This is a genomic window from Candidatus Binataceae bacterium, assembly GCA_035308025.1.
Classification (GTDB): domain Bacteria; phylum Desulfobacterota; class Binatia; order Binatales; family Binataceae; genus JAJPHI01.
Map to the genome: position 1 here is coordinate 1 of DATGHL010000045.1, position 24,548 is coordinate 24,548.

22 protein-coding genes, 2 tRNA genes and 1 pseudogene are annotated in these 24,548 nt (G+C 62.4%); 11 read left to right on the top strand and 14 right to left on the bottom strand.

What is annotated here, in order from left to right:
* Positions 1-124 precede the first annotated feature (124 nt).
* Positions 125-244 (top strand): annotated as a pseudogene (locus tag VKS22_13305) (tyrosine-type recombinase/integrase).
* Between the two features lie 158 nt (positions 245-402).
* On the opposite strand, the gene VKS22_13310 reads toward VKS22_13305, so the two are convergent.
* Together VKS22_13310 and VKS22_13315 are read right to left on the bottom strand one after the other, a co-directional pair.
* Positions 403-477, bottom strand: a tRNA-Glu gene (locus tag VKS22_13310).
* Between the two features lie 11 nt (positions 478-488).
* Positions 489-564: transfer RNA gene (locus VKS22_13315), tRNA-Gln, on the bottom strand.
* 362 nt (positions 565-926) lie between these two features.
* On the opposite strand from VKS22_13315, the gene VKS22_13320 reads away from it, so the two are divergent.
* Positions 927-2,111: a sigma-54 dependent transcriptional regulator gene (locus tag VKS22_13320; GenBank protein HLW71587.1), complete on the top strand. Its 1,185-nt coding sequence runs from the start codon at positions 927-929 to the stop codon at positions 2,109-2,111.
* 9 nt (positions 2,112-2,120) lie between these two features.
* On the opposite strand, the gene VKS22_13325 is transcribed toward VKS22_13320, so the two are convergent.
* The 5 genes from VKS22_13325 to VKS22_13345 all read right to left on the bottom strand — a co-directional run bounded on the left by VKS22_13325 (position 2,121) and on the right by VKS22_13345 (position 5,676).
* The gene (locus VKS22_13325) at positions 2,121-2,969 is read right to left on the bottom strand and encodes an LLM class F420-dependent oxidoreductase (GenBank protein ID HLW71588.1); all 849 of its coding nucleotides are present in this window, start codon (positions 2,967-2,969) and stop codon (positions 2,121-2,123) included.
* A 25-nt stretch (positions 2,970-2,994) separates the two neighbouring features.
* Positions 2,995-3,603: a glutathione S-transferase gene (locus VKS22_13330; GenBank protein ID HLW71589.1), complete on the bottom strand. Its 609-nt coding sequence runs from the start codon at positions 3,601-3,603 to the stop codon at positions 2,995-2,997.
* A gap of 107 nt (positions 3,604-3,710) precedes the next feature.
* Positions 3,711-4,325, bottom strand: coding sequence for a hypothetical protein (locus tag VKS22_13335; GenBank protein HLW71590.1), 615 nt, complete (start codon positions 4,323-4,325; stop codon positions 3,711-3,713).
* Positions 4,325-5,074, bottom strand: a complete 750-nt coding sequence (locus VKS22_13340; protein HLW71591.1) for a TPM domain-containing protein — start codon at positions 5,072-5,074, stop codon at positions 4,325-4,327. Before VKS22_13340 ends, VKS22_13335 begins: the two co-directional genes overlap by 1 nt.
* On the bottom strand, positions 5,074-5,676 hold the full coding sequence (locus VKS22_13345; protein HLW71592.1) for a LemA family protein: 603 nt from the start codon (positions 5,674-5,676) through the stop codon (positions 5,074-5,076). The genes VKS22_13340 and VKS22_13345 overlap by 1 nt, the downstream gene beginning before the upstream one ends.
* A gap of 125 nt (positions 5,677-5,801) precedes the next feature.
* Between VKS22_13345 and VKS22_13350 the strand changes: the two genes are divergently transcribed.
* The 3 genes from VKS22_13350 to VKS22_13360 all read left to right on the top strand — a co-directional run bounded on the left by VKS22_13350 (position 5,802) and on the right by VKS22_13360 (position 9,289).
* Positions 5,802-6,566: a choice-of-anchor Q domain-containing protein gene (locus VKS22_13350; protein ID HLW71593.1), complete on the top strand. Its 765-nt coding sequence runs from the start codon at positions 5,802-5,804 to the stop codon at positions 6,564-6,566.
* Positions 6,567-6,733: 167 nt separating this feature from the next.
* Entirely contained in the window at positions 6,734-7,648 is a 915-nt protein-coding gene (locus VKS22_13355) for an LLM class flavin-dependent oxidoreductase (protein HLW71594.1), read from the top strand.
* Positions 7,649-7,681: 33 nt separating this feature from the next.
* Complete coding sequence (locus tag VKS22_13360) at positions 7,682-9,289, top strand: hypothetical protein (protein HLW71595.1); 1,608 nt, start codon at positions 7,682-7,684, stop codon at positions 9,287-9,289.
* Positions 9,290-9,717: 428 nt separating this feature from the next.
* On the opposite strand, the gene VKS22_13365 is transcribed toward VKS22_13360, so the two are convergent.
* Positions 9,718-10,572: a hypothetical protein gene (locus VKS22_13365; protein ID HLW71596.1), complete on the bottom strand. Its 855-nt coding sequence runs from the start codon at positions 10,570-10,572 to the stop codon at positions 9,718-9,720.
* Positions 10,573-10,866: 294 nt separating this feature from the next.
* Here VKS22_13365 and VKS22_13370 point away from each other — a divergent pair, with 294 nt between their 5' ends.
* The gene (locus VKS22_13370) at positions 10,867-11,751 is read left to right on the top strand and encodes an alpha/beta hydrolase (GenBank protein HLW71597.1); all 885 of its coding nucleotides are present in this window, start codon (positions 10,867-10,869) and stop codon (positions 11,749-11,751) included.
* Positions 11,752-11,821: 70 nt separating this feature from the next.
* Here the strand turns inward: VKS22_13370 and VKS22_13375 are convergent, their stop codons facing one another.
* On the bottom strand, positions 11,822-13,105 hold the full coding sequence (locus VKS22_13375) for a D-alanyl-D-alanine carboxypeptidase family protein (GenBank protein HLW71598.1): 1,284 nt from the start codon (positions 13,103-13,105) through the stop codon (positions 11,822-11,824).
* A 123-nt stretch (positions 13,106-13,228) separates the two neighbouring features.
* On the opposite strand from VKS22_13375, the gene VKS22_13380 reads away from it, so the two are divergent.
* The 4 genes from VKS22_13380 (at position 13,229) to VKS22_13395 (ending at position 17,982) form a co-directional block, all read left to right on the top strand.
* Positions 13,229-14,506, top strand: coding sequence for a glycosyltransferase (locus tag VKS22_13380; GenBank protein HLW71599.1), 1,278 nt, complete (start codon positions 13,229-13,231; stop codon positions 14,504-14,506).
* A complete protein-coding gene (locus VKS22_13385; protein ID HLW71600.1) occupies positions 14,503-15,165 on the top strand; it encodes a hypothetical protein in 663 nt (220 codons plus the stop codon). The genes VKS22_13380 and VKS22_13385 overlap by 4 nt, the downstream gene beginning before the upstream one ends.
* A 17-nt stretch (positions 15,166-15,182) precedes the next feature.
* The gene (locus VKS22_13390) at positions 15,183-15,998 is read left to right on the top strand and encodes an alpha/beta hydrolase (GenBank protein ID HLW71601.1); all 816 of its coding nucleotides are present in this window, start codon (positions 15,183-15,185) and stop codon (positions 15,996-15,998) included.
* 196 nt (positions 15,999-16,194) lie between these two features.
* On the top strand, positions 16,195-17,982 hold the full coding sequence (locus VKS22_13395; protein ID HLW71602.1) for an ATP-dependent DNA ligase: 1,788 nt from the start codon (positions 16,195-16,197) through the stop codon (positions 17,980-17,982).
* Between the two features lie 343 nt (positions 17,983-18,325).
* On the opposite strand, the gene VKS22_13400 is transcribed toward VKS22_13395, so the two are convergent.
* Both VKS22_13400 and VKS22_13405 read right to left on the bottom strand, forming a co-directional pair.
* Complete coding sequence (locus tag VKS22_13400; GenBank protein ID HLW71603.1) at positions 18,326-19,048, bottom strand: VIT1/CCC1 transporter family protein; 723 nt, start codon at positions 19,046-19,048, stop codon at positions 18,326-18,328.
* Positions 19,049-19,051: 3 nt separating this feature from the next.
* Positions 19,052-19,858 (bottom strand): lipopolysaccharide kinase InaA family protein, encoded by an 807-nt coding sequence (locus VKS22_13405; GenBank protein ID HLW71604.1) that lies wholly within the window; start codon positions 19,856-19,858, stop codon positions 19,052-19,054.
* Between the two features lie 240 nt (positions 19,859-20,098).
* Here VKS22_13405 and VKS22_13410 point away from each other — a divergent pair, with 240 nt between their 5' ends.
* A complete protein-coding gene (locus VKS22_13410) occupies positions 20,099-20,962 on the top strand; it encodes an SDR family oxidoreductase (protein ID HLW71605.1) in 864 nt (287 codons plus the stop codon).
* Between the two features lie 65 nt (positions 20,963-21,027).
* Here VKS22_13410 and VKS22_13415 read toward each other — a convergent pair whose 3' ends face one another.
* The 3 genes from VKS22_13415 to VKS22_13425 all read right to left on the bottom strand — a co-directional run bounded on the left by VKS22_13415 (position 21,028) and on the right by VKS22_13425 (position 24,535).
* Positions 21,028-22,044, bottom strand: coding sequence for a TIGR03617 family F420-dependent LLM class oxidoreductase (locus VKS22_13415; protein ID HLW71606.1), 1,017 nt, complete (start codon positions 22,042-22,044; stop codon positions 21,028-21,030).
* Positions 22,045-22,196: 152 nt separating this feature from the next.
* Positions 22,197-22,994 carry a glycerophosphodiester phosphodiesterase gene (locus VKS22_13420; GenBank protein HLW71607.1) on the bottom strand — a complete coding sequence of 266 codons (798 nt, stop codon included), beginning with the start codon at positions 22,992-22,994 and terminating at the stop codon, positions 22,197-22,199.
* Positions 22,995-23,053: 59 nt separating this feature from the next.
* Positions 23,054-24,535, bottom strand: a complete 1,482-nt coding sequence (locus tag VKS22_13425) for a peptidoglycan DD-metalloendopeptidase family protein (protein ID HLW71608.1) — start codon at positions 24,533-24,535, stop codon at positions 23,054-23,056.
* Positions 24,536-24,548: the final 13 nt, after the last annotated feature.

The following is a 24,548-nucleotide window of genomic DNA, read 5'->3' on the forward strand; positions in this document are numbered from 1 at the left end:
CGCCGCCTCGTCGGCTGGCACGACCTGACCACAATCAGCGAACAACCGGAGGCAGCGTAATAGCAAGTTGATACTTCAACCGCTCAACTCGTCGCCTGGCCGATGCTTACTGCTTTTCCACCACTTGACCGACACTACCCACGACCTCCGCCATACCTTCGCGAGCTATCAGGCCATGTCCGGGGTCGCTTCTCGTGGATTGCAAATCCTGCTTGGGCACAAAGACCCGCGCATGACAATGCGATACAGCCACTTGCCTGAAGCGTATTTGAGAAGGGCAGTGAACGAAGTCCAACTCGGTTTGCAACTTCGGTCGCATCAGCCAGGCAATGAATCTGGCACCTATTTGGCACCGAGCGATTCGCCGTCATTCCGAGAAACGCAGAAACATCTGATTTTGCTTGGTGATCCCAGCGGGAGTCGAACCCGCGTTACCGACGTGAGAGGCCGGTGTCCTAACCACTAGACGATGGGACCGTCGAGAGCGCTGGCTGAGGAGGGAGGATTCGAACCTCCAATAACCTGATCCAGAGTCAGGTGGCTTGCCAATTTGCCCACTCCTCAGCGCCCTTCATTTATAGACTCCGGCGCGGCTGGTTCCAAGAGCGAGGCGGGTCTTTACTGGGCCGCGATGTTCGCCGAGCCTCGACGCGTTTCACGTTTAGCCGATTGTCTGCTGCTCGGAGGGATCATAGTGCGCCCGCTCGTTCGACGTCGTTCCGGCAAGGACCCGGGCTGGTTTCAGCTCGCAGCGTCTCGTAGTCGTACAGCGCCACGGTATCAGTTGATGGTCTGACACTTGCTCCGTTACCGATGGCATGAGCGCACGAAACGGATCAGCGACAGCGGACACAATTGAAGCGTCCGGCAGCGTATCGCGCGCTGACCCTCCGTGGGACAAGGTGTGCCGGTAAGGGCCTGATTGGATGCGCGACGATTCTGCAAATAACGATCTGCGTGGAGTCGCAGATTGGATCGAGATCGCGGCGTTCGCGCGTCCTTCGCTGTGTGCAGGAATCATCGGGGAGTCGTCGGCAATTCGTGCGATGTTCGCCGCGATCGAACGCTTCGCACCCTTTAACGGGACCGTACTGATAACCGGCGAATCGGGTTCCGGCAAGGAGCTGGTTACCCGTGCGCTGCATCAGCTCGGGCCGTCTCCGAATGGGCCGCTGGTCTCGTTCAATTGCGCGAATCTGGTCGAAGGCCTCGCAGAGTCGCAGCTTTTTGGCCACGTCAAGGGCGCCTTCACGCATGCGCGCGAGGCGCAGATGGGCTGTTTCCGCCAGGCGCACGGGGGCACGCTGATGCTCGATGAAGTCGGCGAGCTGCCGCTGGCGATGCAGGCGAAGCTGCTGCGCGTGGCGGATTCGTTTGAAGTGCAACCGGTGGGATCGCCGGAGACGATTCGAGTCGAAGTGCGGATCCTGGCGGCGACCAATCGAGACTTGCCGACGATGGTCAAGGCCGGAACCTTCCGCTCCGATCTTTATTATCGGCTGAACGTTGCATCAATCTACGTGCCGCCGTTGCGCGAACGGATCGATGACGTCGGTCCGCTGACCGCGCATTTCGTCGACAAATATAATCGCGAGTTCGGCCGCAATGTCCGGTTCATTTCGCGGAGCGCGTTCGCTCTGCTGCGCGCACATCGATGGCCCGGCAATATCCGTGAGCTGGCGCACGTGATCGAGCATGCGGCGCTGCTCGGCGACGACGAGAGTATCGATCGCCGCGATCTGCCGGAGGATTTGCTCGAGCGTATCGAGGACGATCCGCTAAGTCCGCTCGACGGTCCTGCGGCGGCTCCTGATTCGAGAAGCCGGTCTCCGCGGATCAAACCGCTGGACGACGTACTCAAGGACACGGTCGAACGCTCCCTGCTCGAGTCGGGAGGCGACTGCGCTGAGGCGGCTCGGCTGCTCGGGATCTCTCGTCCGGCGATCTACCGCAAGATGGCGCGCTTCGGGATAACCAATGCGTCGCTAAGGAACTATCGGCGAATCGCGCGACAGCTTGGGTCGCGGGTCGAGTCGGGCAGCTTCGACCCTGCGAACGCGCTCAGCGACGACGCCGACGATAGCTTGCCGGCGCCGCCGCTCCAGCAGTAAGTCCGCGGCTTAGCGCAGTTTGGCGGCAAGCGTGGCGTAGGTATCTAGCATCGGCAACACCTTGTCGGCCTTGGCCGGCGGCAATCCGAAGATCAGATGCGAAAAGCCCATGTCCTGGAAGCGGCGAGCCTGATCTTCTTTCGCCGTCACGCCGAAAATTCCAAGCTGCAAATCTTCAAAGCGGCGGCCGGCCCGATCAGCGGCCTCGCGCAATTTCTGCAGGCCTTCCTTGAGCTTGTCGCCGCCGCGATTTATCGGCATCCAGCCGTCGCAGTATTCAACCGTGCGATCGAAAGCCTTGCTGGCCTCCGAGCCCATCAGTATCGGCGGGCCGCCGGGCTGGAGCGGTTTGGGCCACGACCACATCGGCTCGAAGTTGACGAATTCCCCATGGAATTCAGCTTTTTCGTTGCGCCAGATCTCTTTCATGGCCAGCACGCGCTCGCGCAGCAGCCGCCAGCGTCGTTTGAAATCGGTGCCGTGGTCTTCCATCTCCTCGGCGTTCCAGCCGCCGCCGATCCCGAGGATCACGCGGCCGCCGGAGATCACGTCGAGGGAGGCGACCTCTTTGGCGAGGACGATCGGATCGCGCTCGACTACCAGGCAGATGCCGGTGCCAAGCTTGATCCGCTTGGTCGCGACGGCCGCCGCGGTCAATGCGACGAAGAGATCGTGAGTATGCGAATACTCCATCGGCAGCTCCGCGCCGCCCGGCCAGGGCGAGCGCCGGCTGGTGGGGATGTGCGTATGCTCGGGGAAAAAGAGCGAATCAAGGCCGCGCTCCTCAACCGCTTTGGCCAGCTCGACCGGCTGAATTGCGTAGTCCGTCGGAAACATCATCGCGCCGAAGGTGCTCATTGTTTTAACTCCCGGTTAGCTGTGGTTAGGCTTTCGCGCTGGGGCGAGCCGAAACTTCGGCATGCCAGCGCGCGAGATTTTTCTGCTCGGGTTGAATCGCGATTTTCGAGACGCGGCCGAAGTCGATCGCGATCATCGCGGTGATGTCAGCGATCGAGAAGCGGTCGCCGGCGATATAGCGGCGGTTGGCAAGCTCGCTATCCAGCCACTTGAGGTTGTCCTCGGCGTTCTGCTTCTGCAGCTCGGCGTATTCCGGCAACTGGCGAATCCGCCCCTTGAAGAATTCGTGGCGCTGGCGGAAGGCGTCGGCGATCGGCATCAGGATCGCCAGTTCCATCCGGCGGTTCCACATCTCGACGACCGCGCGATCTTTGGCGTCCACGCCCATCAGCGGCGGTTCTGGGTGCAGGCCCTCGAAGTAGCGGCAGATCGCGACGCTCTCGGCAATGCACGTGCCGTCGTCGAGTTCGAGCACCGGCACGCCGGCGAGCGGATTCTTCTTGAGGAACTCGGGCTGGCGATTGACGCCCTTGCCGATATCGACGTCCTCGAGCGGAACCTGGAGATTTTTCTCGGCGAGAAAGACGCGAACGCGGCGCGGGTTTGGCGCCACAGGGGAATTATAGATCTTCATACTGAATACTGCTCCTGTTTTTTCCGTCGATTACGGATTCATCGCCACGCTTGGTTCAATGCATTGTGACTTATACTTCGATGCTGGATCGGATCGCCAACGCACACTCAGCCAGGCAAATCTTTCCTGACGCAGCTCGCAGACTCGCCTGCTCGCTCCGCCTGCGGCTCCGCTAGTGTGCCGCAAGATTCAATTGCCGCGAGCGCGCCGTTGGTGAGCTGATCAGCTTTCAATGCTGCCAGCAACTCATCAACGATCCTGTGCCAGACGGCTCCGGGCGCGCGCGCGTGAGTCGCATGATCGGCAATGATTTCGGCGTAGTGCTCGGCCAGGGAAACGAAGATCAGGACGTGGGGTCGCGTGGAATCGCCGGCCGCGCTATGGATGGCGAATTCGCGATGGGCCAGCTCTCGCGCGTGCGCCTGTTTGACGCGTGACGGGACCAGCGCCAGCCGAATGGGCATCCAGTCAAAAATCAGGACGAGGACCAGTAGAAGCGCTACCTCGATAAAGACGGTCGTGCGATCGTCGAGATCGGGAAATCCGAGGGCGACGATCACGGCGAGCAAAATCGCGCCGCCGCCTGCCCAGACGATCGGATAGAGCGAGTAGCGATCGCTGACACGAGTTATGACCAGGCTCAGATGAGCGCCAGTGCGTTCAGCGATCGCGGCGATCGCATCATCGATACGCTGGCGTGCAGCGGCGTCGAAGCGCGCCATCACCAGCCGCCCGACGCGCCGCCGCCGCCGAACGAACCGCCGCCACCCGAGAATCCTCCACCGCTTCCGCCGCCGAAGCCTCCGCCGCGATAGATCATCGGCCCGGCCCCGCCGAGGTAACCGCGCGCCATCGAGCCGCGGCTGAGGCGGCTGCGCCAAAACATAAAGGCGAAAAAGATGACCATGAGAAGCAGCATCCCGACAGGCGAATTCTCGACCGTCGTGGGCCGCGGCGCGCGCGGCTGCGCGGCTGTGGTGTCGCCCCCAAGCACCGTCAGGATTGCCGCGGTTCCGGCGACCACGCCGGCGTTGAAATCTCCCGTGCGGAAGCTCGGCAAAATCTGATCCTCGATTATCACGCGGCTGGCGGCGTCGGTGAGTGTACCCTCGAGGCCGTAGCCGACCTCGATGCGGACCTTGCGCTCGTTCGGCGCGACGATCAGCACTGCGCCGGTATTCTTGTCTTTCTGACCGATGCCCCAGGCGCGCCCGAGCTGGTAGCCGTAATCTTCAATCGAATAGCCCTCGAGCGACTTGAGCGTGACGACTACGACCTGCTGGCCGGTGGCGCGCTCATGTGCGGCCAGCATCTCGACGAGCCCGTTACGAGTGGCGGGAGTGAGGATTCCGGCGTCATCGACGACGCGGCCGCTGAGTTGTGGAAACGTTGGGGTTGCGGCGTAAAGCGGCGCGCCGAGCATCAGCAGGAGCGCGAACGTCCACCAGCCGCGAAGCATAGTCGGCCGCATCAGAAGTTGACCTGTGGCGCCTGCTGCGCCTGCTCCGAAATCGCGAAGGTTTGCCGCAGCTTGAGGTCCGGGTAGAGCATCGCAGCGATCCAGCGGCCGGGGATCGTCCGCAACTCGGTGTTGTACATCTGCACCGCGCTGATGTAATCGCGGCGCGCGACGGCGATGCGGTTCTCGGTGCCTTCGAGCTGCGATTGCAGCGCGAGGAAATTCTGATTCGATTTCAGATTCGGATAATTTTCGGTGACCACCAGCAGCCGCCCGAGCGCGCCGCTCAACGCTGATTGGTTCTGCTCGAACTGATGAAAGGCCTGCGGGTTTGAGAGGATGTCGGCCGGCAGTTGCATCTGCGTCGCCTTGGCGCGGGCTTCGACCACCTGGGTCAGCACCTGCTGCTCCTGATGCGCGTAGCCCTTCACGGTCTGCACCAGGTTCGGAATGAGATCGCTGCGCCGCTGATATTGATTCAGCACCTCGCTCCAGGCGGCCTTGACCTGCTCGTCGAGGGTCGGCAGGCGGTTGACGCCGCATCCGGGGAGGCTGATTAGCGTCAAGACGATGAGCGCCCAGAGCGCTGATGACGGCATGAGTCGGATTCGCATCGATCGTGGTCTCCTCAATCGCACGCTCCATATTTGCTCGCGCCCCGCTTCAGCGCCAGCAGGCCGAAGTTTTTACGGCTTCGATAATCTGCTAATGAATTTCAACGCCTTCGGAGGACCGTCGCATGACCTGCTCTCGAATTCTGGCGATGTCCGCGCTGGTGGCGGCCTTCGCAATCGCCGGGATCAAGCCAGGCGCGGCCAAGACGCCACCGCCGCCAATCTGCGTCAACGTGGGCGGTACCAGCGGTTGCTTTTCGAGCATTCAGGCGGCGGTGAACGCCGCACCGACAGAGACGACCATCAACGTCTCGCCCGGGACCTATTTCGAAAACGTGACGATTGGTGGCGGCGAAGTCGCGATTCTTAACAGCACGATCAGCGGCAACGTCGCCGAGGCGGGCAGCGCTTCAGGTTCCGCGGGCGGCGGAATCGAGAACAACGGGGGCAAAGTAACGCTCAACAATGTGACGATTGCCGACAATACGGCCGGGACCGGCGGCGGCGTCGATACCAGCGCCGGCAGGAACTTCAAGATCAGCAACTCGATTATTTCCAACGATACCGGCACCGAGCTCGATAACGATTGTGCAGGTAAGATTGATTCCAGAGGGTTTAATCTCATTCTCGACACAACCGGTTGCACCTTTATCGGCAAGACCTCGACCGACATTACCGGCATGGATCCGCTGCTTCAGGCGCTGGCGTTGAATCTACCCGGCACAACCGAAACGCAGGCCCTGACAGCCGGATCTCCGGCGCTGACCAAGGGTAATCCGGCGACGCCCAACGGCAAGGGCATCCGCTGTTTCGCTACCGGTCAAAACGGACTTGTCCGTCCAAAGGGCGAGTGTGATATCGGAGCATTCCAGCTCAGCGGCGTCATCTGATTTAAGCGGTCGCTGTTCACGCTGCCGGCAGGGTGAACTTCGCCAATGTATACTCGCGCGCGCACCTGGCCCACCAGCAATCGAAGTTTTTAAGGCAGCGCCAATTATGCTAGACCGCGTGGGAGCCGCGCGCATCCACGAGCGCGACGCTTTGAGGAGGAACTCACGTGCCGTCAGTAGAATTTGGCGCAACCATTCCGGGCTCCAAGGGAATCTCCGAATACGCCCAGCAGGCCGAGAGCATGGGCTTCGACTATCTGTGCTCTGGGGAACATATGATGTTCCACGGGCCGGTGGGTAATTCGCTCATCGCGCTTTCGATCGCCGCGGGCGCCACCAAGAAGATCAAACTGATGAGCACGGTGGTGCTGCTGCCGCTCTATCGGCCGATGGTGATCGCCAAGCTGACCTCGGTGCTCGACGTCGCGTCGGACGGCCGCTATCACATGGGGATCGGCATCGGCGGCGAATTTCCCAAGGAGTTCGAGGCCTGCGGCGTGCCGGTGAACCAGCGCGGCTCGCGCTCGAACGAAGCGCTCGAAGTGATCACCAAGCTGTGGACCGAAAAGAACGTGACGTTCGAGGGACGCTACTCGAAGTTTTCGGGCGTCACAATCCAGCCGGCGCCGGTCCAGAAGCCTCATCCTCCCATCTGGGTCGCGGGGCGCAAGGAGCCCGCGATGCGCCGCGCGGCGCGCTACGCGCAGGGCTGGATTCCCTACATGTACACGCCCGAGATGCTGCACGAGAGCCTCGATAAAATCCGGCAGTTCGGGATGGAGGCGGGCCGCGACATGAGCAACTTTCGGCCGGGCCTGTTCATCTTCGCGTCGGTCTATCCGGATCGCGAAAAGGCCAAGGAGCAGGCCGCCAAGGCGCTCGGCGGCACCTATGCGCAGGACTTCTCGAAGATCGCCGGCCGCTACACGCTGTACGGCAATCCCGACGACTGCCGCAAGCGGCTGCAGGAATATGTCGACGCGGGCGCGCGCACCGTGCTGATTAGCTGGGCCTGCCGCCACGAGGATATCGCGCAGAACATGAAGCTGGTCGCCGAGGAGATTACGCCGGCCTTCAGATAGCGTCGCGCCGGACGCGGCGCACACTTTCCCGCGATGGAAACCGGGGTCGAATGGAAGATTACCGGCGCGCCGGGCCGAGCCGCCGCCGTACTGCTACTGCTTGTAGTCTTTACCGTCACGGCGTATAGTCTTGAGAATCAGCAGGCGGCCGCCGGAATCACGCTCGAGCGGATGGCGCGCGCACAGTTTGGGACGCTGAGCGCCGCCGAAGTTGTGATGCTGCATACGGCGCCGACCCGCGCAGTCGCCTGGGCCTCGCCCAGCCAGGATCCCAACGCGCCGATCAACGACCCGTCCAAAGCCGCCTCATGGGGTCCCGAACGGACGATCCGCGCGGAGATAATCGAATGGCTGCTCTCCGATGCGCAGGCGTCACGAGTCGTGCATCCGAGCGGGCTCGGCGTCAAGGGCGCGCGCATCACCGGCAAACTCGATTTTTCCTATCTCACGATCACCTCGCCGATCATGCTCGTGCTGTGCGCGATCGGCGACGGCATCGATCTGCAATACGCGCATTACCAAAGCCTCGATCTGCGTTCGAGCTTCACCGGTCCCATCGTCGGCGACCTATCTGTCAGTCAGGGCGATGTGCTCCTGCGCTACGGGCACTATGACGGAGTGAGTTTTTACCGCGCGGAGATCGGCGGTAACCTCGAGGCCAACGGCGGCCAGTTCGCCGGCGACGAGCCGCTCTCGGTGGTCGACGCGACGATCAAGGGCGACGCGCTATTTCACGAGGATTTCACCGCGAACGGGGTCGTCGATTTCCGCCTCGCACGAATCGGCCGCGGGCTCAGTTTCAATCACGCGCGCTTCACCGGTGCGAGCGACAATGGCCTGGAGGCCGAGCGCGCCACGGTCGGCGGCACGCTCTACTGGGTGGCGATCACGCAAACGCCGCGCACCCAGCTCGATCTGAGCGACGCGCACGTTGGTGCGCTATGGGATGACGAGCAAAGCTGGCCGGCGCCGGGCAAGCTCGCGCTCGACGGGTTCGTCTACGGCGAATTCAGCGGGGGTCCGGCCGACAGCGCGAGCCGTCTCGTCTGGCTGCGGCGGCAATCGCGCGCATTGCAGAGCAACCCGCAGCCCTATCGGCAACTGGCGGAGGTCATGCGCGCGGAGGGCCGTCCGGAGGGCGCCATCAACGTCGAGATGGCGCGGCAGGACGCGCTCACGGCGAAGGAGACGCATTTCGGTCCCCGCGTCTGGCGCCTCGCCCTGAAATGGGTCCTGGGTTACGGCTATCGCCCGCTGCGCGCGCTGTGGTGGATTTTACTTTTTGTAGTGTTTGGTACTGTTTTGTTCGGATGGGGTTATCACGCGCGGATTATCACGCCGACCAACGAGCGGGCATACGAGGTTTTCGTGCAAACCGGCGCGCCGCCGCCCTATTATCCGCCGTTCAGCAGCTTCGTCTATTCGCTCGAGAATTTTCTGCCCGTCGTCGAATTGCATCAGGGCCAGTACTGGCGGCCCAACCCGCTGCATATGCCGACAGCGAGCAGCGCGCCGCGCTGGGTCTCGGCCACCTTCGGGGCGCGGATTCTGCGCTGGTACCTCTGGGTCCATATCCTCGCCGGCTGGACGATCACGCCGCTGCTCTTCGCCGGCCTCGCCGGCCTCCTGCGCAACGATTAGCGCAGGCGGAGCGTGAAACGCCGCCGCGCCGAGTCTTCACTGCATCGCACGCCTCGACGCGGAGAGAGTTAAAAAAGTGCGGTCGCCTTCTATCTAGATTCAATGCGGGCCGCCACGCCCGTATTATCAAAGTCGTAATTACCATCTACGCCGAAGCCTACGTCAAAACCGACCATCTCCGGCGGAAAGATGCGTTGCCGGAGAATTTATAGTCGATTGCTTGAGGTAACTGGTAAATTTGGCTGCTGAACAGAGACCTCGTTAACTTAGTTTTCGCCGAGGAAACCAAGATGTGGACGTCGGTGGTGACTAGCGCACCGGCGAAACACCAGAGCATCCAGCTAATGAGAAATGCCAACCGGCATCGCGGCGCCAGTCGTGACCGGCGCCGCGATGCGAAAAGTGAAGAGAGAGAGTCGAGATTCTGGCTATTCCGACTCATTCTGATGGTTGGACAGGTTTGTCGCGACGCCGGTCACCACAGCATTAGGATTGTCGGTTTTAAGTATGAGCACTTGTGACCCTCTGCCGACTATCACTATATTTTGGGTCGCCCCGGTGTTGAACGAAACTGAGCCGGAACAATCAGGATTTACTAAGTAAGTGGCAGTGAAGCTCACGTCCGTAATCGCGCCGTTGAAGCTGACGGTTCCCGTCCCCGAGAAGGCGCCATCTCCTCCGGCCGTCACCGAATCCAGCGCGACATATGGTAGGCCACCGACTTCACCCCCCAGTGTTGCGCCAAAGTTCCCATTCAGTGCCGTATCGGTACATTTCTCCTTATCAACGCGCTTGGCGTCTCCCGTTACCTGGGCGCTGGGATCGTCAGTACGGATAAACTGGACCTCTTCGCCATCCCGGGTTATGACCGCATTCTGAGTTGCTCCATTGCTGAAACTGACGGTGGCGGAGCAGCTTGAGTCGATCGAATAAGTTGCCGACAACGGAATACCCTGCGTGATCGCTCCGTTGTATGCACTCGTGCCCGTTCCCGATAAGTTGCCATTACCGTCGGCCGTAACTATGTCTAACTGAGCAAAAGGCAAACCACCGGCGGTTCCCTTAATCAGCGCGCCGTATGTCCCATTCAAAGTCGCATTGGAGCAAGACTTATCCGCATGGGCGGCTGGCACTATCGCGAACGCCGACCCCATTGCCAGAATGCCGACTCTAACCAATACGTTTACGCGTCGCATAGCCTGTCCTCCTTTGTTTTTTGCCGACTCCGCGGGCTTAGACCCAATAGTCAGAACTCTTAGCCACTTTCCGAAATTCGTTGCCATCGCGAATCCTCCGTTCGGTTGCCGAGTTATGGTGTCTGTGGATTCCGGTCGTCCTCCTTATGACGCGCAGCGCGGCGTGATTTTCCACAGCTCTCATAAAGATTGCGTAACAAATGATCGAACAATTTGTTCGATCAAAACGAACAATTATTCGGAGAATGTGCGCTAGTTCTTTGGCGTGAATTCCTTATTTCTTTGGCGCCGTTAAGGTTTGCGATGATGCCGAGCGCTGGGTTAGGCTCTCTCGCGACCCCGCGCAAAGCGCGGCGACTAATAATTCAAGGAGTTCGAGTGATGGTGAGTCCGGAACTGCAGACGGCAATTGAAGCGATGAAGGCGCTGGTAGCGCGGCCGGGCGAAACTCCGCAAGAGATGCGCGTGGTCTTCGAAGAGTTGGCGATCGCGCCCGAAGCCGATGTCAAGTGTGAGCCGGTCAACGCGGGCGGCGTGGACGCCGAGTGGGTTTGTGCGCCCAACGCAGCCGGCGATCGCTTCGTGCTCTACCTGCACGGCGGCGGCTATGTCATCGGCTCGGTGAATACCCATCGCGATATGATCGCGCGGATCTCGCGAGCGGCGCAGGCCCGCGTGCTGGCGCTCAACTATCGACTTGCTCCCGAAGCGCCGTTCCCCGCCGCGGTCGATGACGCCGTTGCGGGCTACCGGTGGCTGCTAGCGCAGGGCGCGAAGCCGGCGCGGATCGCGATCGCGGGCGACTCGGCTGGCGGCGGCCTGACCGTCGCGACCCTGGTAGCGATTCGTGACGCGAAACTGCCGGCCCCGGCCGCCGGTGTGCTGCTCTCGCCGTGGGTCGATCTCGAAGGGTTGGGCGAGTCGATGGTCACGCGTCTCGAAGCCGATCCGGTGGTGCGTAAAGAGGGTCTGGTTGGAATGGCGCAGGCCTATCTGGGCGGGCAAGACCCGAAGACCCCGCTCGCCGCGCCGCTCTACGCGGATTTGCATGGGCTACCGCCGATACTGATTCAGGTCGGCGACGCCGAAACGCTGCTCGACGACTCGACGCGCCTCGATGCGCGGGCGCGCGCCGCCGGAGTCCGCACCACACTCGAGGTCTGGCCCGAGATGATCCATGTCTGGCAACTCTTTGCGAGCTTCCTGCCGGAGGGTCAGCAGGCGATCGACGGCATCGGCAAGTTCATCATCGCGCAGACGAATTAGCTCGCACAGCGCGACAGCCGTCGGCGTGCGCCCTCGCGCGTGCGTCGACGGCGTCAGCCCCGATCCAAGGCTACAACCGCATCCGGATCGAGTCGGCGAGGCGGTGGAGGACGCCGCCGGCAGCGACCGCGGCCTGCGTCACGATCGGCACCGACGATACCGGCTTGTCGCGTATCAGGATGGTGAGTCGGCCGACCTCGGCGCCCTTGGGCAGCGGCGCGACCAGCAGTTGTTGGGACAGCGTCGTTGCGAGTTTGATGCGCCCCTCGCTGCCGCGCACGACGGTGAAATAAGCGTCCCCGCCGGCGGGCGCGATCGCAATCTCATCGACGGCGCCCTTGTAGACCCGCACCTTCGCCGGGATCGATTTGCGCCAGTTCGGCTTGACCGTCACGAAGGTCTGAAACGCCCATTCGAGAAGTTTGTCGGTCTCGACCCGCCGGCTCTCCATGCTCGAAGTTCCGAAAACGGCCGAGATCAGATCCAGACTGTCGGTATGCGCGGACGCGACCAGGTGGTAACCCGCCGCTTCAACGTGGCCGGTCTTTATCCCGTTGACGCGCGAATCGTAGAACAGCAGCGTATTGAAATTGCGCTGCCGAATCGTAACCGGGCGGTTTTGCGGGCCGATCGTATTGAAGGTGAAATCCTTCGCCGAGGTATAGTTGAGCGCCTCGGGAAAAGTTTCGAGGAGGGCGCGCCCAAGTTTTACCATGTCGGCTGCGGTGGTGTACTCGTCGGGCGTGGGCAGGCCGTCAGGATTGGTGAAATGCGTGTCGTTCATGCCGAGCTTCGCCGCCTGCTGATTCATCTGCTCGGCGAAGGCTTCGCCGCTCCCGCCCAGATACTCCGACAACACCACGGCGGCGTCGTTGCCCGACGAGACCATCAGGCCATATAGCAGATCACGCACCGCGACCTGCTGCCCGACCTGCAGAAACATCCGCGAGACCGAGTCGTTGAGCGAGAGCCTCCACGCCGCCTGACTGACCGGCATCCGCGTGTCGAGCGTGATGCGCCCTTCGCGCAGCGCCGCGAGCGTCAGATAAAACGTCATCATCTTGGCGAGGCTGGCGGGCTGGGTCCGCGCATGCTCGTTGAAGGCATAGAGCACGACGCCGCTATGCAGGGCGACGAGTTCCGCGGCGCTGCCGGCCACGGCAAAGGGCGCCGGCAGGTTGCCGAATACATGAATCCGGTTGAGGGGCACGGCCACCGGCGCCGCCGCGGCCCGGCTGCGCAGTCGCGGCGCAGCACGGCGCGCGGCGCCCGCCAGCGTCGTCAGGGCGATGCAGCCGATCACGAGCGCAATCAAGCCACCGGCAATTTTTGGCAGATTTCTGCAACGTCGCATCCGCAGCCACTCCCCCTTCCGCAGTTCGACGAAAAGACTACGGCGCTGACCCGGTGCGAGCAAGCGCGCGCAGGCCGATTCCATTGGCCGGGCTTTACGAATAAAAAAGCTCTGCGCCATCTTATGGATCTCTCGATCATCCTGCCCGTCCTCAACGAGCGCGACAATCTGCGCGAGCTAATCCCGCGCATCAGTGCCGTGATGCGCCGCGAGGGTCTCGATTTCGAGATTCTCGTCATCGATGGCGGTTCGACGGACGGCACGCAGGCGACGGCGGCGGAGTTGGGCGCCCGCGTCATCGCGGAGCGGCGGCGCGGCTATGCCGGCGCGCTCGAGACCGGCTTCGCCGAAGCTCGCGGCGCGCGCATTCTTACCCTCGACGCGGACCTCTCCCATGAGCCCGACTTCGTCGCCAAGCTCTGGCGCGCGCGCAACCAGGCCGACATCGTGATCGCTTCGCGCTACACCCGCGGCGGCATCGCCTATGCGGATTTCCTCCGCCGCTTTCTCAGCGGCGCCCTGAACCTCTTTATGCGCCGGCTGCTCTCGATGCCGGTGCGGGATATGTCGAGCGGCTTTCGGCTCTACCGGCGCGAGGCGATCACCGGGCTCGAACTCCAAGGGCGCAACTTCGAGGTGCTCGAGGAAATCCTGGTCAAGGCCTACGCGCGCGGCTACAGCGTCTTCGAGGTCCCCTTCACCTATTTCCCGCGCGAGGCCGGCCGTTCCCACGCCCGCCTGCTCAGCTTCGGCTGGGATCTGACGCGCGCCGCTTTCAGGCTCTGGCGCTTGCGCAACTCGATCGCTTCGGCCGATTACGACGATCGCGCCTTCTACAGCATCATCCCGATCCAGCGCTATTGGCAGCGCCGGCGCCATCGCATCACCACCTTCTGGGTGCGCGGCGCGCGCCGCGTTCTCGACGCCGGATGCGGTTCGAGCATGATCATCCAAAGTCTGAATAACGCCATCGGGATGGACCCGAATCCTGCCAAGCTGCGTTTCCTGCGCCGGCTCGGCATCCCGCTGCTGCGCGCCTCGGCCTTTGCGCTGCCGTTCAAGGACGCGAGCTTCGATTGCCTGATCAGTTCACAGGTAATCGAGCATATCCCGTTCGACGACGTGCTGTTCAGGGAGATGTGGCGTGTGCTCGAACCCGGCGGCAAGCTGGTAATCGGCACGCCGGACTACGCCACGCGCGGCTGGCGGATCATCGAGCCCATCTATGGCCGCTTGATGCCGGGCGGCTATCGCGATGAGCACGTGACCCATTACACCCGTGAGAGCCTGACCAGCGTTCTGGTGCGTCACGGCTTCATTCATGAAGACACCGCATATATCGCGCGCAGCGAGTTGATCATGCGCTTCCGCAAGCCGGCCGCCGAGGAATCGAAGCAATGAGCAAGCCTGCCTGGCGAAATGGGCGGAAGCTTGCGCAGTTTTGCCGACGCGCCATGGCCGCAATCTGCCTGTTGACGCTCGGCTGCGCCGCCAATCATCCTGAACAGACCTGGCCGCCGCGCCTCGAACTGACTTGCGAACATCCGGAGATAATCGGCGAGACCGCCGCCGTATATGCATCGATGAGCAATCTCAAAGGCGGCCCCTATATCGTGAATTCCCCCTACGCGATTGACGCTTCGGGCGCGCGAATCGAAGGCTGGGATGTCGATACCGCAGTCCGCCGCGCCGGCGGCCGAGAGAAGCTTCTCGATGGCCTGAGCGAGATGCCGTCGCAAGCCGACGCTTCCGCCGCAGTGACGGCCAACGTAACGGCAGTCGCGGGCGGCAGTCTCGGCGCGCTCTTGCCCGCGGTGCCCTTTGTGGTTTACCGCGGAGCGCGGGACGACTTCACCGATCTGCGCATAGAATTGGGAACTTTCTGCCACGCCTATGCACGCGACGGCGGCAAGCTCGGATGCCCCCTGCAGGCTGAGAGCGACGAAACCATCAAGGGTTACGCCTTCCTCCCGGCCGCCAAGTACGACCAGTTACGCGTCGATGTTAACGATCCCAATTCGGTCGCGCGTACGGTTACCGCGACTTGCTCGATCAACTGAGCGCGAAGGAGATTTACATGCCACACGCGACAGTCAACGGCCTTAATCTGCACTATGCGATCGCAGGCGCGGGCGATCCTCTCCTGATGGTGATGGGACTCGGCGCGAGTTCGGCGAGCTGGGACCCGGCGCTGATCGCTCACCTGGCGCGCTCGTTTCGCGTCATTACCTACGACAATCGCGGCACCGGCCTGAGCGACAAACCCGACATCCCATATTCGCTCGAGCTGTTCGCCGCCGACGCGGCTGGCTTGCTCGATGCCCTCGGCTGCGCTCGCGTGCATCTTTTCGGCCCCTCGATGGGCGGTATGATCGCGCAGGAATTCGCGCTGCGGCATAGCCCCCGGCTGCAAACCCTCACGCTCGGTTGCACCACCTTTGGCGGCAAGCACGCGACGCCGCCGCCCGCTGAATCGATCAAACTGCTGACCGCGCCACGTAATGGCGCCACGGAAGAGGAGATCATCCGGCGTGGATGGCCCTTGGCCTACAGCGCGGACTTTATCCGCGATCGGCGCGACTATCTCGATGCCTCGATCCCGCGGCTGCTGGCGAATCCAACGCCGGTCTTCGCCTACAAGCGTCATCTCGACGCCAGTTACGGACTCAAGACTTATGATCGATTACCCGCAATCCGCACGCCGACCCTCGTGATTACCGGCGGCGACGACGTGCTCATCCCGGCGCATAATTCCGAGATTCTGGCGGAACGCATCCCCGGCGCGCGGTTGCACATCATCCCGCACGTCGGGCACGCATTTTTCAACGAAGCGCCGGATGAGTTCCTGCAGGTCCTCGTCCCGTTCCTGCAGGCCCACCCGCTTCATCCCTAGCGAGTGTCCTACCTATCTTGCACAGCCGCCCGCCCGCTGTGTCATCCTGAGCCGGCGAGCACCGCGAGCCGTGTCGAAGGACCAACGCGAAGCGATCCTATGGAATTTACTGTGCGGAACTTCCCGGCCGCAATTCTCGCTGCCGCCCGCATGATCACGGTTGGTGGAGCCCCGCCGCGAGCTTAAGCTTGAGAGCGTGGCATCATTCGACGACTTTGCCGCAGTCTGCGAGGCCCTCGGCCAGACCAGCAGCCGGCTCCAGATAACCGAGCTCGTCGCCGAATTTATCGCCGCTCTCCCGATCGACGAAGCTGAAATCGCCGCGCGCTTTATGGTCGGGCAGGTGCTCGAGCAAGGCGCTGAGAAGCGCTTGCAGATCAGCGGCCGCACCATCTGGCGCGTCGTCGCCGAGCTCACCAGCGGCGAAGATCAGAGCGAGGATATTTTCGCTTCGGCGGTTGATTTCGGCGAAGCGATTGAGGCTCTCCTGCGCTTGCGTGGGTCAGCACCTGAGCCGACGCTGACGCTGACCGAGGTCGCCGAGCGCGCGAAAACGATCGCTGAAATCGAAGGACGCAGCTCGCGCGGACGCAAACTCGCCGCGCTGCGCGAGCTCTTCACGCAGGCCAGCTCGCGCGAAGGCAAATATCTGACCAAGATTCTTATCGGTGAGATGCGCCATGGGATGAGCGACGGGCTGATGCTCGAAGCGATCGCACGGATGGCCAGCCGCCCCATCACCGAGATTCGCCGTGCGCACATGCTCGAGCCCGACCTCGGCCGGCTGGTGCGGAGCTGGCGCGCACCGCAAGCCATGTCCGCAACAACCGCAGTGCCTCCCGCCGCCGAAGCCGGGCCGGATCATTCTGCCGCGCCGCCGGCCGCGGATTCGCATGATCCCGGCATTGTGATGCAGCATATGGCGAAGACTCTGCCATCTCCGTCACGCGGCAAGCCACTCCGTCCGATGCTCGCGGCGCCCGCGCCCAACATTGCCGAGGCCTTCCGCATCCTCGGCGGTAAGCTTGCGCTCGAGCACAAACTCGACGGCGCGCGCGTGCAAATTCACTGCGCCGGAGCGGACGTGCGGATCTACTCGCGCCGCCTGAACGAGATCACGCCGAGCCTGCCGGAGGTGAGCGAGTTGATGGCGCCTCTCGCCGCGCGCCGCGCGATCTTCGACGGCGAAGTCATCGCGACCGATCGCGCCGGGCGCGCGATCGCTTTCCAGGAGCTGATGCGCCGCTTCGGGCGGGTGCGCGATATCGAGCGCTTGCGCCTCGAGCAGCCGATTCGTCTCTTTCTATTTGATCTGATGAGCCTCGACGGAGTTCTTCTGATCGATCTCCCCTACGCCGAGCGTTATGGCGCGTTGACGGAAATTGCCGCCGCGGCCGGCCTGGAAGTGGCGCCGCGAATTCTGCCCTCCGCGCTGGCTGACGGCGAGCAGTTCTATGTGCGTGCGATCGCCGACGGTTGCGAGGGCGTGATGGCGAAGGAGTTGACCAGCCTCTATACGCCAGGCGCGCGCGGCCGCGGATGGCTCAAGATCAAGCCGGCGCGCACGCTCGATCTGGTCATCGTCGCCGCCGAATGGGGCTACGGGCGTCGTCATGGCTGGCTCTCGAACTACCATCTGGCCGCCCGCGACGAAGCGGCGGACGGCTTCGTCGAAGTCGGCAAGACCTTCAAAGGGCTAACCGACACCGACTTCGAGGAGATGACGGCGCGGCTGCTGGCGCTCAAGACCGGCGAAGCAGGCGGCGTCGTCTCGGTGCGTCCGGAGGTCGTCGTCGAGGTCGCCTACAGCGACGTGCAGCGCAGTCCGCGCTATAGCGGCGGGATGGCGCTGCGCTTCGCCCGAATCGTTGGCGTCCGCTCCGACAAAAGCCCGGACGAGGCCGATACGATCGCGAGCGTGGCCGCCGCGCTCGATCGCCAACTGGTCAAGCCCCTGCCTGCCGCCGGTAGTCGCGGGTTTTGATCAAGGATGAAATCCTTCACGTTGAGCCGCCCGCCGCAGAAACTTGTTAACAAAATGTTTCACGCGAAACATTTTGTTAACACGCTGCCTGCATGATTCAGACCACGAAGTGCGTCGGAGCGACGATAAAATTTCACTTCGTGCCGTTCGCGCATAAAAAACTTGTGGAACTGTTTCACGTGAAACATTCTGCTAACCGATCTTACAAGTGCGCGACAGCGCAGCGCGGAGTATTCGGATGGCGAAAAAATGTTTCACGCGAAACATTTTTGGCGTGCGATCCTGCAAGAGCGCCACAATGGAGCGCGGACTGTCCGGACGCTGAAAAAAACGGTGAAAAAACCTAGCGTCCAGCGAATATGCGGCCCGCGCCATAGGTGACCAACGCCGCGGCAATCCCGATACCCATGCTCTCGAGCCCGCTGCGCCACCATCGTCGCGAGGTGATCCTGGTCTTGGCGGCGCCGACCACGAAGAGGATGCAGACGGTGAAGACCGCCGACGCCAGAATGCCCGTCGGCGGACCGACGAACAGATAAGGCAGTAACGGTACTGCTGCGCCCAGAAGGTAAGCGCCGCCGACCGTGACCGCCGAGTGCATCGGCGCCTCGCCCACGTCTGCGCCAAAGCCCAGCTCCTCGCGCATCATCACGTTGCGCCAGCGCGTCGGGTCGGCTGTGATATGTCCGACGATCTGATCGAGCAGCGCCCCGCTAAAGCCCTTGCTGCGATAAATTGCGCGGACTTCCTCGCGCTCGCGTTCCGGCCAGCGCTTGATCTCTTCGCGCTCGCGCTGCGTCTCGCTCTGGTAGAACTCGTAGTGTGCGCGCGCCGAGGCATAGGCCGCGAGACCCATCGAGACCGCGCCACCGAGCATCTCCGCCAGGCCCGCCATAATCACAATCTTCGGGCTGCTGAAGGCCGCAGCGACTCCCGAGGTCACGGCGAAAGCGGCGACCAGGCCGTCATTCAGTCCGAGCATCAGGTCGCGCAAGCGGCGGCCGCCGGCGGCGTGAACCTTTTCGGTGTGATGATCGAACTCGTGCTGTGAGACTGAAAGCGTCAAAATTCAGTTTCCTCTAGCCGCCGCGGATCTTTGAACCGCCGGGCTCGCCTGCGTCGGAAGCTTCCGCCGCGCGCGGCCGCCGACCCGCGCGCGCAGAACGAAATACTCGCGCAACAGGCGGCGCGCTTCAGCCCGCGCCGGTCTGCCGCCAAAATAATCGTAGAAAAAACGCAAGCGCTTGGCGCGCGACGCAAACCTGCCGATGCTGCGATCGAGATGCACCAGGTTTAACATCCGGCGCTCCGGCGAGACCTGCCGAGCGCGGCGAAAATCCTCGAAATCGACGAACCAAACTATCAGCTCGCCGTCACGCTCCTCGAGCATCAGGTTGGTCTCCTGCAAATCCCGCGTGTAGATACCCGCATCGTGCAGCCGCCGGACTTCGCCGGCGACCTGTTTTGAAAGGGTCCGCCGAAACGCCGCGCTGCGCGACCGTCCCAAGGCAAATTGGCTGAAAACGCGCGCCGCGCGCAACGGTTCGGTCGCGATGTAACTCGCCCGGATCGCGCCCGCCCGGCGCTCCTCGGCAATCAGTAACGGTCGCGGATGAGCAATTCGGGCGGCCGCGAGGAACTCCGCGCCGCGCCAGGCCCGCCACCCACGCGAGCCAAAAACCCGCGCCAAGATGCCCTTGAAACTGCCGCCCGCGGCGACTCGCTTGACGAAAACCTCGCGACCCTCGTGAGACAGAAAGCCTGCGCGCACGCGCGTCGTCATTTTGCGGCTCTCGAATCCGGCATCTTCGATGAGCGACGCGATCCGCTCGCTCAGTCGCTCCCATTCCGGCGCAGCCGCATAGAGAATGCGCATGAGCTCAAGGCTAGCGCATCGTTTTCAATCGCGCATCACGCGCCGTCATCACCCGGCAGAGACTTGATAAAAGCAACCGGCCCACCCCACGCTGCTGAAAGTATCGTGGACCGAAACTGGGCTGAATCTTGCCCAGAGAGACTATTTTAGTCTATACGATGAATCGAACTAGGAGAGGCAAAACGGAAATTTGGGTTTAACCGAGGTAAGTCGAACCCCGTGATCGACGGAGGAGTTGTCATGCCCGTAGTTCTCATAACAGGCAGCAGCACTGGTATCGGATTGGCCACGGCCGTCGCGTTCGGCCGCGCCAAACACGAAGTCTACGCGACCATGCGACGTCCGCAGGCCACGCCAGAACTGGCCGCGATTGCACGATCGGAAAAATTGCCCATCAAGATTCTCCCGATGGATGTCGATGATGATCAGTCAGTCAACGACACGATCGCGAACGTCCTGGCCGAGGCCGGCCAGGTCGACGCGCTCGTCAACAATGCAGGAATCCACGCGAGCGGGGCGATCGAGGAGATTCCATTGTCCGATTTCCGCCGTGTCATGGAAACCAACTATTTTGGCGCCCTGCGCTGTATCCAGGCGGTCCTGCCCAGCATGCGCCAGCGGCGCAGCGGCCATATTGTCAATATATCGTCGGTCGGCGGGCGCATAGCCGGCTTATCGCAAGCGCCTTATACAGCTTCCAAATGGGCGTTGGAGGCGCTGAGCGAAGAGCTCGCCCCCGAGGTCAAGCCCTTCGGAATCCGCGTTGCGCTGGTCGAGCCCGGAGCTACGATTACCCCAATCTTCGATAAGCGTCGGCAGATTCCGTCGAACGGACTTTACCGTCTGGAACGGCGCATGAACGCGATCTACGACGCAATGGTGAAGCAGGCGCCCTCAGCGTCTGCGGTGGGCGAAAGGATCGTCGACATCGTACAAACCGGCACGTGGAAACTCCGCCACCCGGATGGGCCATTCGCGGAACCGTTTCTACAGTACCGCGCCGCGCTTTCGGATGAGCAATGGATCGATTTGCGGTCAATTCAGAGCGACGAGGAATTTGCGGCTGTCGTCAAACGCGATTTCGGGCTCGACCTCGACTTGTGAGTCAAGGCTCATTCGCGAGAAAGCTCCTGAGCCCTGGCGCTCGACGGTCTGGGCCCGAAGCGGGCTTAGCCGTTGAACTGCTTGCACAGACGGCTCCACGCGGAGTCGTCAAAGGCCCCCTTGTACGGCACGTAAAACGACACGCGATCGAGCAGGCCGTCGAAGCGCTCCCGCACCTTTTCGCCGATATTGTCGTATGTCCCGCTGATCGCGTAGGTGTCGAGCATCTCGTCCGTGATCAACTTCGGCATCGAGGCCCAGTCGCCCTTCGCGGTCAATTCGTTGAGCTGCGTGGCGACATCGCCCCATCCGTGCATGTCGAGGACGACCTTGTAGGTGCGCGTCGAAGCGTAGAAGGAAATCTGCTGCCGCACGCCGGCGCGCGCCCGCTCGATCTCCTCCTGGTTGCGCCCGACGATCACAAAGGCGCTGGTGAAGATCGTGAAGTCTTTGCGTGCGCGCCCGGATTTTTTCAGCCCCTCTTCGACGTGAGGCAGCAGATACTCACGCAGATACTTGGGCGAGGTAAATGGATGGGCGTGGAGGCCCTCGCAGTGCTCGCCGGCCAGCCGCAGAATATGCTCATTGACCCCGGCGATATAGATCGGAATCGAATAATTATGCGGTTTCGGCGCAAAGAACGGCGTCATCAGCGAGAAGTTGAAATACTTGCCCTGAAAACTCAGCTTCTTGCCGCCCTCCGCCCAGCACTTGAAAATCGTCTTGAGCGCGAGAACGTACTCGCGCAGCTTCGGTACGGGAGCCTCCCATTTGACGCCGTAGCGGCGCTCGATATGGCCCTTCACCTGCGTCCCCAGCCCCAGCACGAAGCGGCCTTTCGCGAGCGCGGCCAGGTCCCACGATGTATAGGCGGTCGCCATTGGGCTGCGCGGAAACGCAATCGCGACGGCCGGACCCATCTTGATCCGCTGCGTATGCTCGGCCGCGAGCGCGAGCGGCAGAAAGCCGTCGTTGCCCGCTTCCATCGACCAGATCGCGTCGAAGCCGAGCTCCTCGGCTTTCTTGGCTTCGGCCGCGACCTCGCTCAGGTCGCGCGTGGTGATTCCGGTATCCAGCTTCATCGGTGATCGCTCCAGGTTGCCGATTTCTTCTTGGCCGCGGCTTCGATGGGTGTCCGAGTCTTCGCGGTTCAACCGAGGCACATACGCGCCGCGCGCCGTTCGCCAAACCTGGCGAATCGTAACAGATCGTGCGGCGCCCCGAAAACCGCAGCCTAGGTGCGAAGCAGCTCGAGAAGTCTGCCCGGATAGTCGGTGATGATGCCGTCAACGCCGAGCGCGAGCATATCCCGCATCTCGGCGGCGTCGTTGACCGTCCAGACATGGACTTCGACGCCCAGCCGATGGGCCGCGGCGACACTTTCCGGCGTCACCAGCTTCCACGACAGATGCTCAGGCGGGATTTGCAGGGCGGCTCCAAGCGGTGCGTAAGGCGCGGCGTCCGGCGCCATCGATCGAAAGAAGTCGCCGACTTCGGCGGTTGAGAAATTGGTCGGAATCTGTGGCGCGAGTTGGCGTGCATCATCGAGCGGCGCCTGATGCTCGCTGGCGATCAGGACCCGCCGGCTCATCCGGGTCTGCGCGATAATTTCGAGCGCCGGTACGATCGGGCTCGGCGTGATCTGTTTGACTTCGATAATAAAGCGTTGCTGCGGAAAGGCGCTCAGCACCTCTTCGAGGGTCGGTACGCGCAGCCCCCTGCCGCGAAACGGAAAGCTCCGCGCGTCCGGCGAGAAATTGTAGCCCGCGTCGGCGGCCTGAACCTTCACCAGTCTGGTTTCGGCGACAACGCTGTCGCGATCACTGACGCGACGGAGATCGTCGTCGTGGATCACGACAATCGCGCCGTCTCGCGTCATGTGGACGTCAAGCTCGATGTAAGGCGCACCACGTTCGGTTGCGGCGCGAAACGCCTCTATGGTGTTTTCGGGATAATCGCCGCTGGCCCCGCGATGAGCAAAGACGCGCGGCCGCCCCGGCTCGAAGAACTCGGTGTCGAGCTTCGCGCGCATAATTGAGTCATTTCTACGATCAATTCGCGATCAGCGACAATCGGCAAGAGGCGCGGGATTCAGCGCATCACGGAGGCGCGGCCATCGATGACAGTCGTCGAGGTGGCGACTATCGGTTCAACGCGTGCGGCGTGGCGCGTCAGGCGGCCGCGGACGACCTTCGGCTTGAGGGCGGCGGGTTTTACCTGATCGATGACTCCGATGGGAGCTGCTTCGGCAGCAAAGGCGACGTTCGAGCGCCCGCTCAGCGGCAGATGGTTAAGCATCGCAAGATATTCGTGCTTAAAGCTGTCGAAGACCGCCCGCAGCCGCGGCGAGACCTGGTGACGTACTCCCAAATCCTGATTCAGCGGATTGACGTAATGGCCGTCCTTCTCGATGCCGTAGTGCAGATGGGGTCCGGTCGATAAGCCGGTCGAGCCGACCTCGCCGATCTGCTCACCGGTACGCACCCTCCGGCCGGCGTCGATCCCGCTGGTAATCCGCGACAGATGGCCGTACACGCTGACGATGCCGCCCTCGTGGCGGATTCGGACGCAGCGTCCCAACTCGCCGCACCACCCGGCCTGCTCGATCTCTCCGTCCGCAACGGCTTTGACCGGCGTGCCGTAGCGCGCCACCAGATCGACGCCCTCATGGGCGCGGTAGCGATGCAGAATTGGATGATAGCGGCTCAAGCTGAAGCCCGAAGAGATAAATTTGAAATTCAACGGAAAGCGCAGCGCCTCCGGTCCCAGCGCGACGCCGTTGGCGTCGTACAGCCGCGGCTCACCGCGCTCGTCGCGGAAGGCGAAGGCCGTGAGCGTGCGGCCGCCGAAGCTGATGGTGGCGGCCTGGATACCGGTGGCGAAACGGGTCGAGCCGTCGCGACTGACTTTCTCCTGGTAGATCAACCTGACGTCGGCGCCGCGCGGCAACGAGCTCAACGGATGATCGTCGCGAAAGGCGTTCGCCAGCGTATCAACGATAGGACGCGGCAGATTATGCCTGCCGGCTTCGTTCCAGAAGTCGTTGTGCAGGCGGAAAGCGACTACCACCGGCCGAAAGGTGTAACGGATCAATTCTTGGGAGGAACGCAAAACTCCCTCGCCGTAGGTTTTGCCGGTAATCGCGATCCGATCATCCAGATTATATCTGAAGCCGCGTAGGTCGCCGGTCTCAGGGTCCCTGAAGATGGTCAGCGCGTGCCCTTTTTCAAATCGCGGGCTTCCGGCGACCTGACGATACAGTTCTTCCCAGCGGCGGGCGGCGTCGCTTTCGAGCCCGGCCGCTTGAAAATAGGCGTCGGCGGACTGCGTGCGATCCAGAGTGAGGGAAATGGCGACGGCTTCGGGGGCGGGACGTATTGAATCGGCCGCGCCGACAAAGCCGCTATCGAGCCGTCCGGCGACTTCGGTGGCCGCGTCCGCGCCTGCGGACTGGTCCGGAGTGGTTGATTCGGGCAGCAATAAAAGACGCACCGCGGCGACGGTCACGAACCCGGCCGCGACCAGTGCAACGGTAGTCCTCCGCCACTGAATGTTGTGCTTCCCCCGAAGCATTCCGGCCAAGCCT

Bases quoted from the DNA above. Each gene is read 5' to 3' on its own strand.
- VKS22_13420 (HLW71607.1), bottom strand. From the start codon at position 22,994: ATGCGCGCGAAGCTCGACACCGAGTTCTTCGAGCCGGGGCGGCCGCGC.
- VKS22_13330 (HLW71589.1), bottom strand. From the start codon at position 3,603: ATGAAGATCTATAATTCCCCTGTGGCGCCAAACCCGCGCCGCGTTCGC.
- VKS22_13375 (HLW71598.1), bottom strand. From the start codon at position 13,105: ATGCGACGTTGCAGAAATCTGCCAAAAATTGCCGGTGGCTTGATTGCG.
- VKS22_13415 (HLW71606.1), bottom strand. From the start codon at position 22,044: ATGAAGCTGGATACCGGAATCACCACGCGCGACCTGAGCGAGGTCGCG.
- VKS22_13385 (HLW71600.1), top strand. From the start codon at position 14,503: ATGAGCAAGCCTGCCTGGCGAAATGGGCGGAAGCTTGCGCAGTTTTGC.
- VKS22_13340 (HLW71591.1), bottom strand. From the start codon at position 5,074: ATGCGGCCGACTATGCTTCGCGGCTGGTGGACGTTCGCGCTCCTGCTG.
- VKS22_13405 (HLW71604.1), bottom strand. From the start codon at position 19,858: ATGCGCATTCTCTATGCGGCTGCGCCGGAATGGGAGCGACTGAGCGAG.
- VKS22_13370 (HLW71597.1), top strand. From the start codon at position 10,867: ATGGTGAGTCCGGAACTGCAGACGGCAATTGAAGCGATGAAGGCGCTG.
- VKS22_13345 (HLW71592.1), bottom strand. From the start codon at position 5,676: ATGCGAATCCGACTCATGCCGTCATCAGCGCTCTGGGCGCTCATCGTC.
- VKS22_13410 (HLW71605.1), top strand. From the start codon at position 20,099: ATGCCCGTAGTTCTCATAACAGGCAGCAGCACTGGTATCGGATTGGCC.
- VKS22_13360 (HLW71595.1), top strand. From the start codon at position 7,682: ATGGAAACCGGGGTCGAATGGAAGATTACCGGCGCGCCGGGCCGAGCC.
- VKS22_13390 (HLW71601.1), top strand. From the start codon at position 15,183: ATGCCACACGCGACAGTCAACGGCCTTAATCTGCACTATGCGATCGCA.
- VKS22_13335 (HLW71590.1), bottom strand. From the start codon at position 4,325: ATGGCGCGCTTCGACGCCGCTGCACGCCAGCGTATCGATGATGCGATC.
- VKS22_13350 (HLW71593.1), top strand. From the start codon at position 5,802: ATGACCTGCTCTCGAATTCTGGCGATGTCCGCGCTGGTGGCGGCCTTC.
- VKS22_13325 (HLW71588.1), bottom strand. From the start codon at position 2,969: ATGAGCACCTTCGGCGCGATGATGTTTCCGACGGACTACGCAATTCAG.
- VKS22_13425 (HLW71608.1), bottom strand. From the start codon at position 24,535: ATGCTTCGGGGGAAGCACAACATTCAGTGGCGGAGGACTACCGTTGCA.
- VKS22_13320 (HLW71587.1), top strand. From the start codon at position 927: ATGCGCGACGATTCTGCAAATAACGATCTGCGTGGAGTCGCAGATTGG.
- VKS22_13380 (HLW71599.1), top strand. From the start codon at position 13,229: ATGGATCTCTCGATCATCCTGCCCGTCCTCAACGAGCGCGACAATCTG.
- VKS22_13365 (HLW71596.1), bottom strand. From the start codon at position 10,572: ATGGCAACGAATTTCGGAAAGTGGCTAAGAGTTCTGACTATTGGGTCT.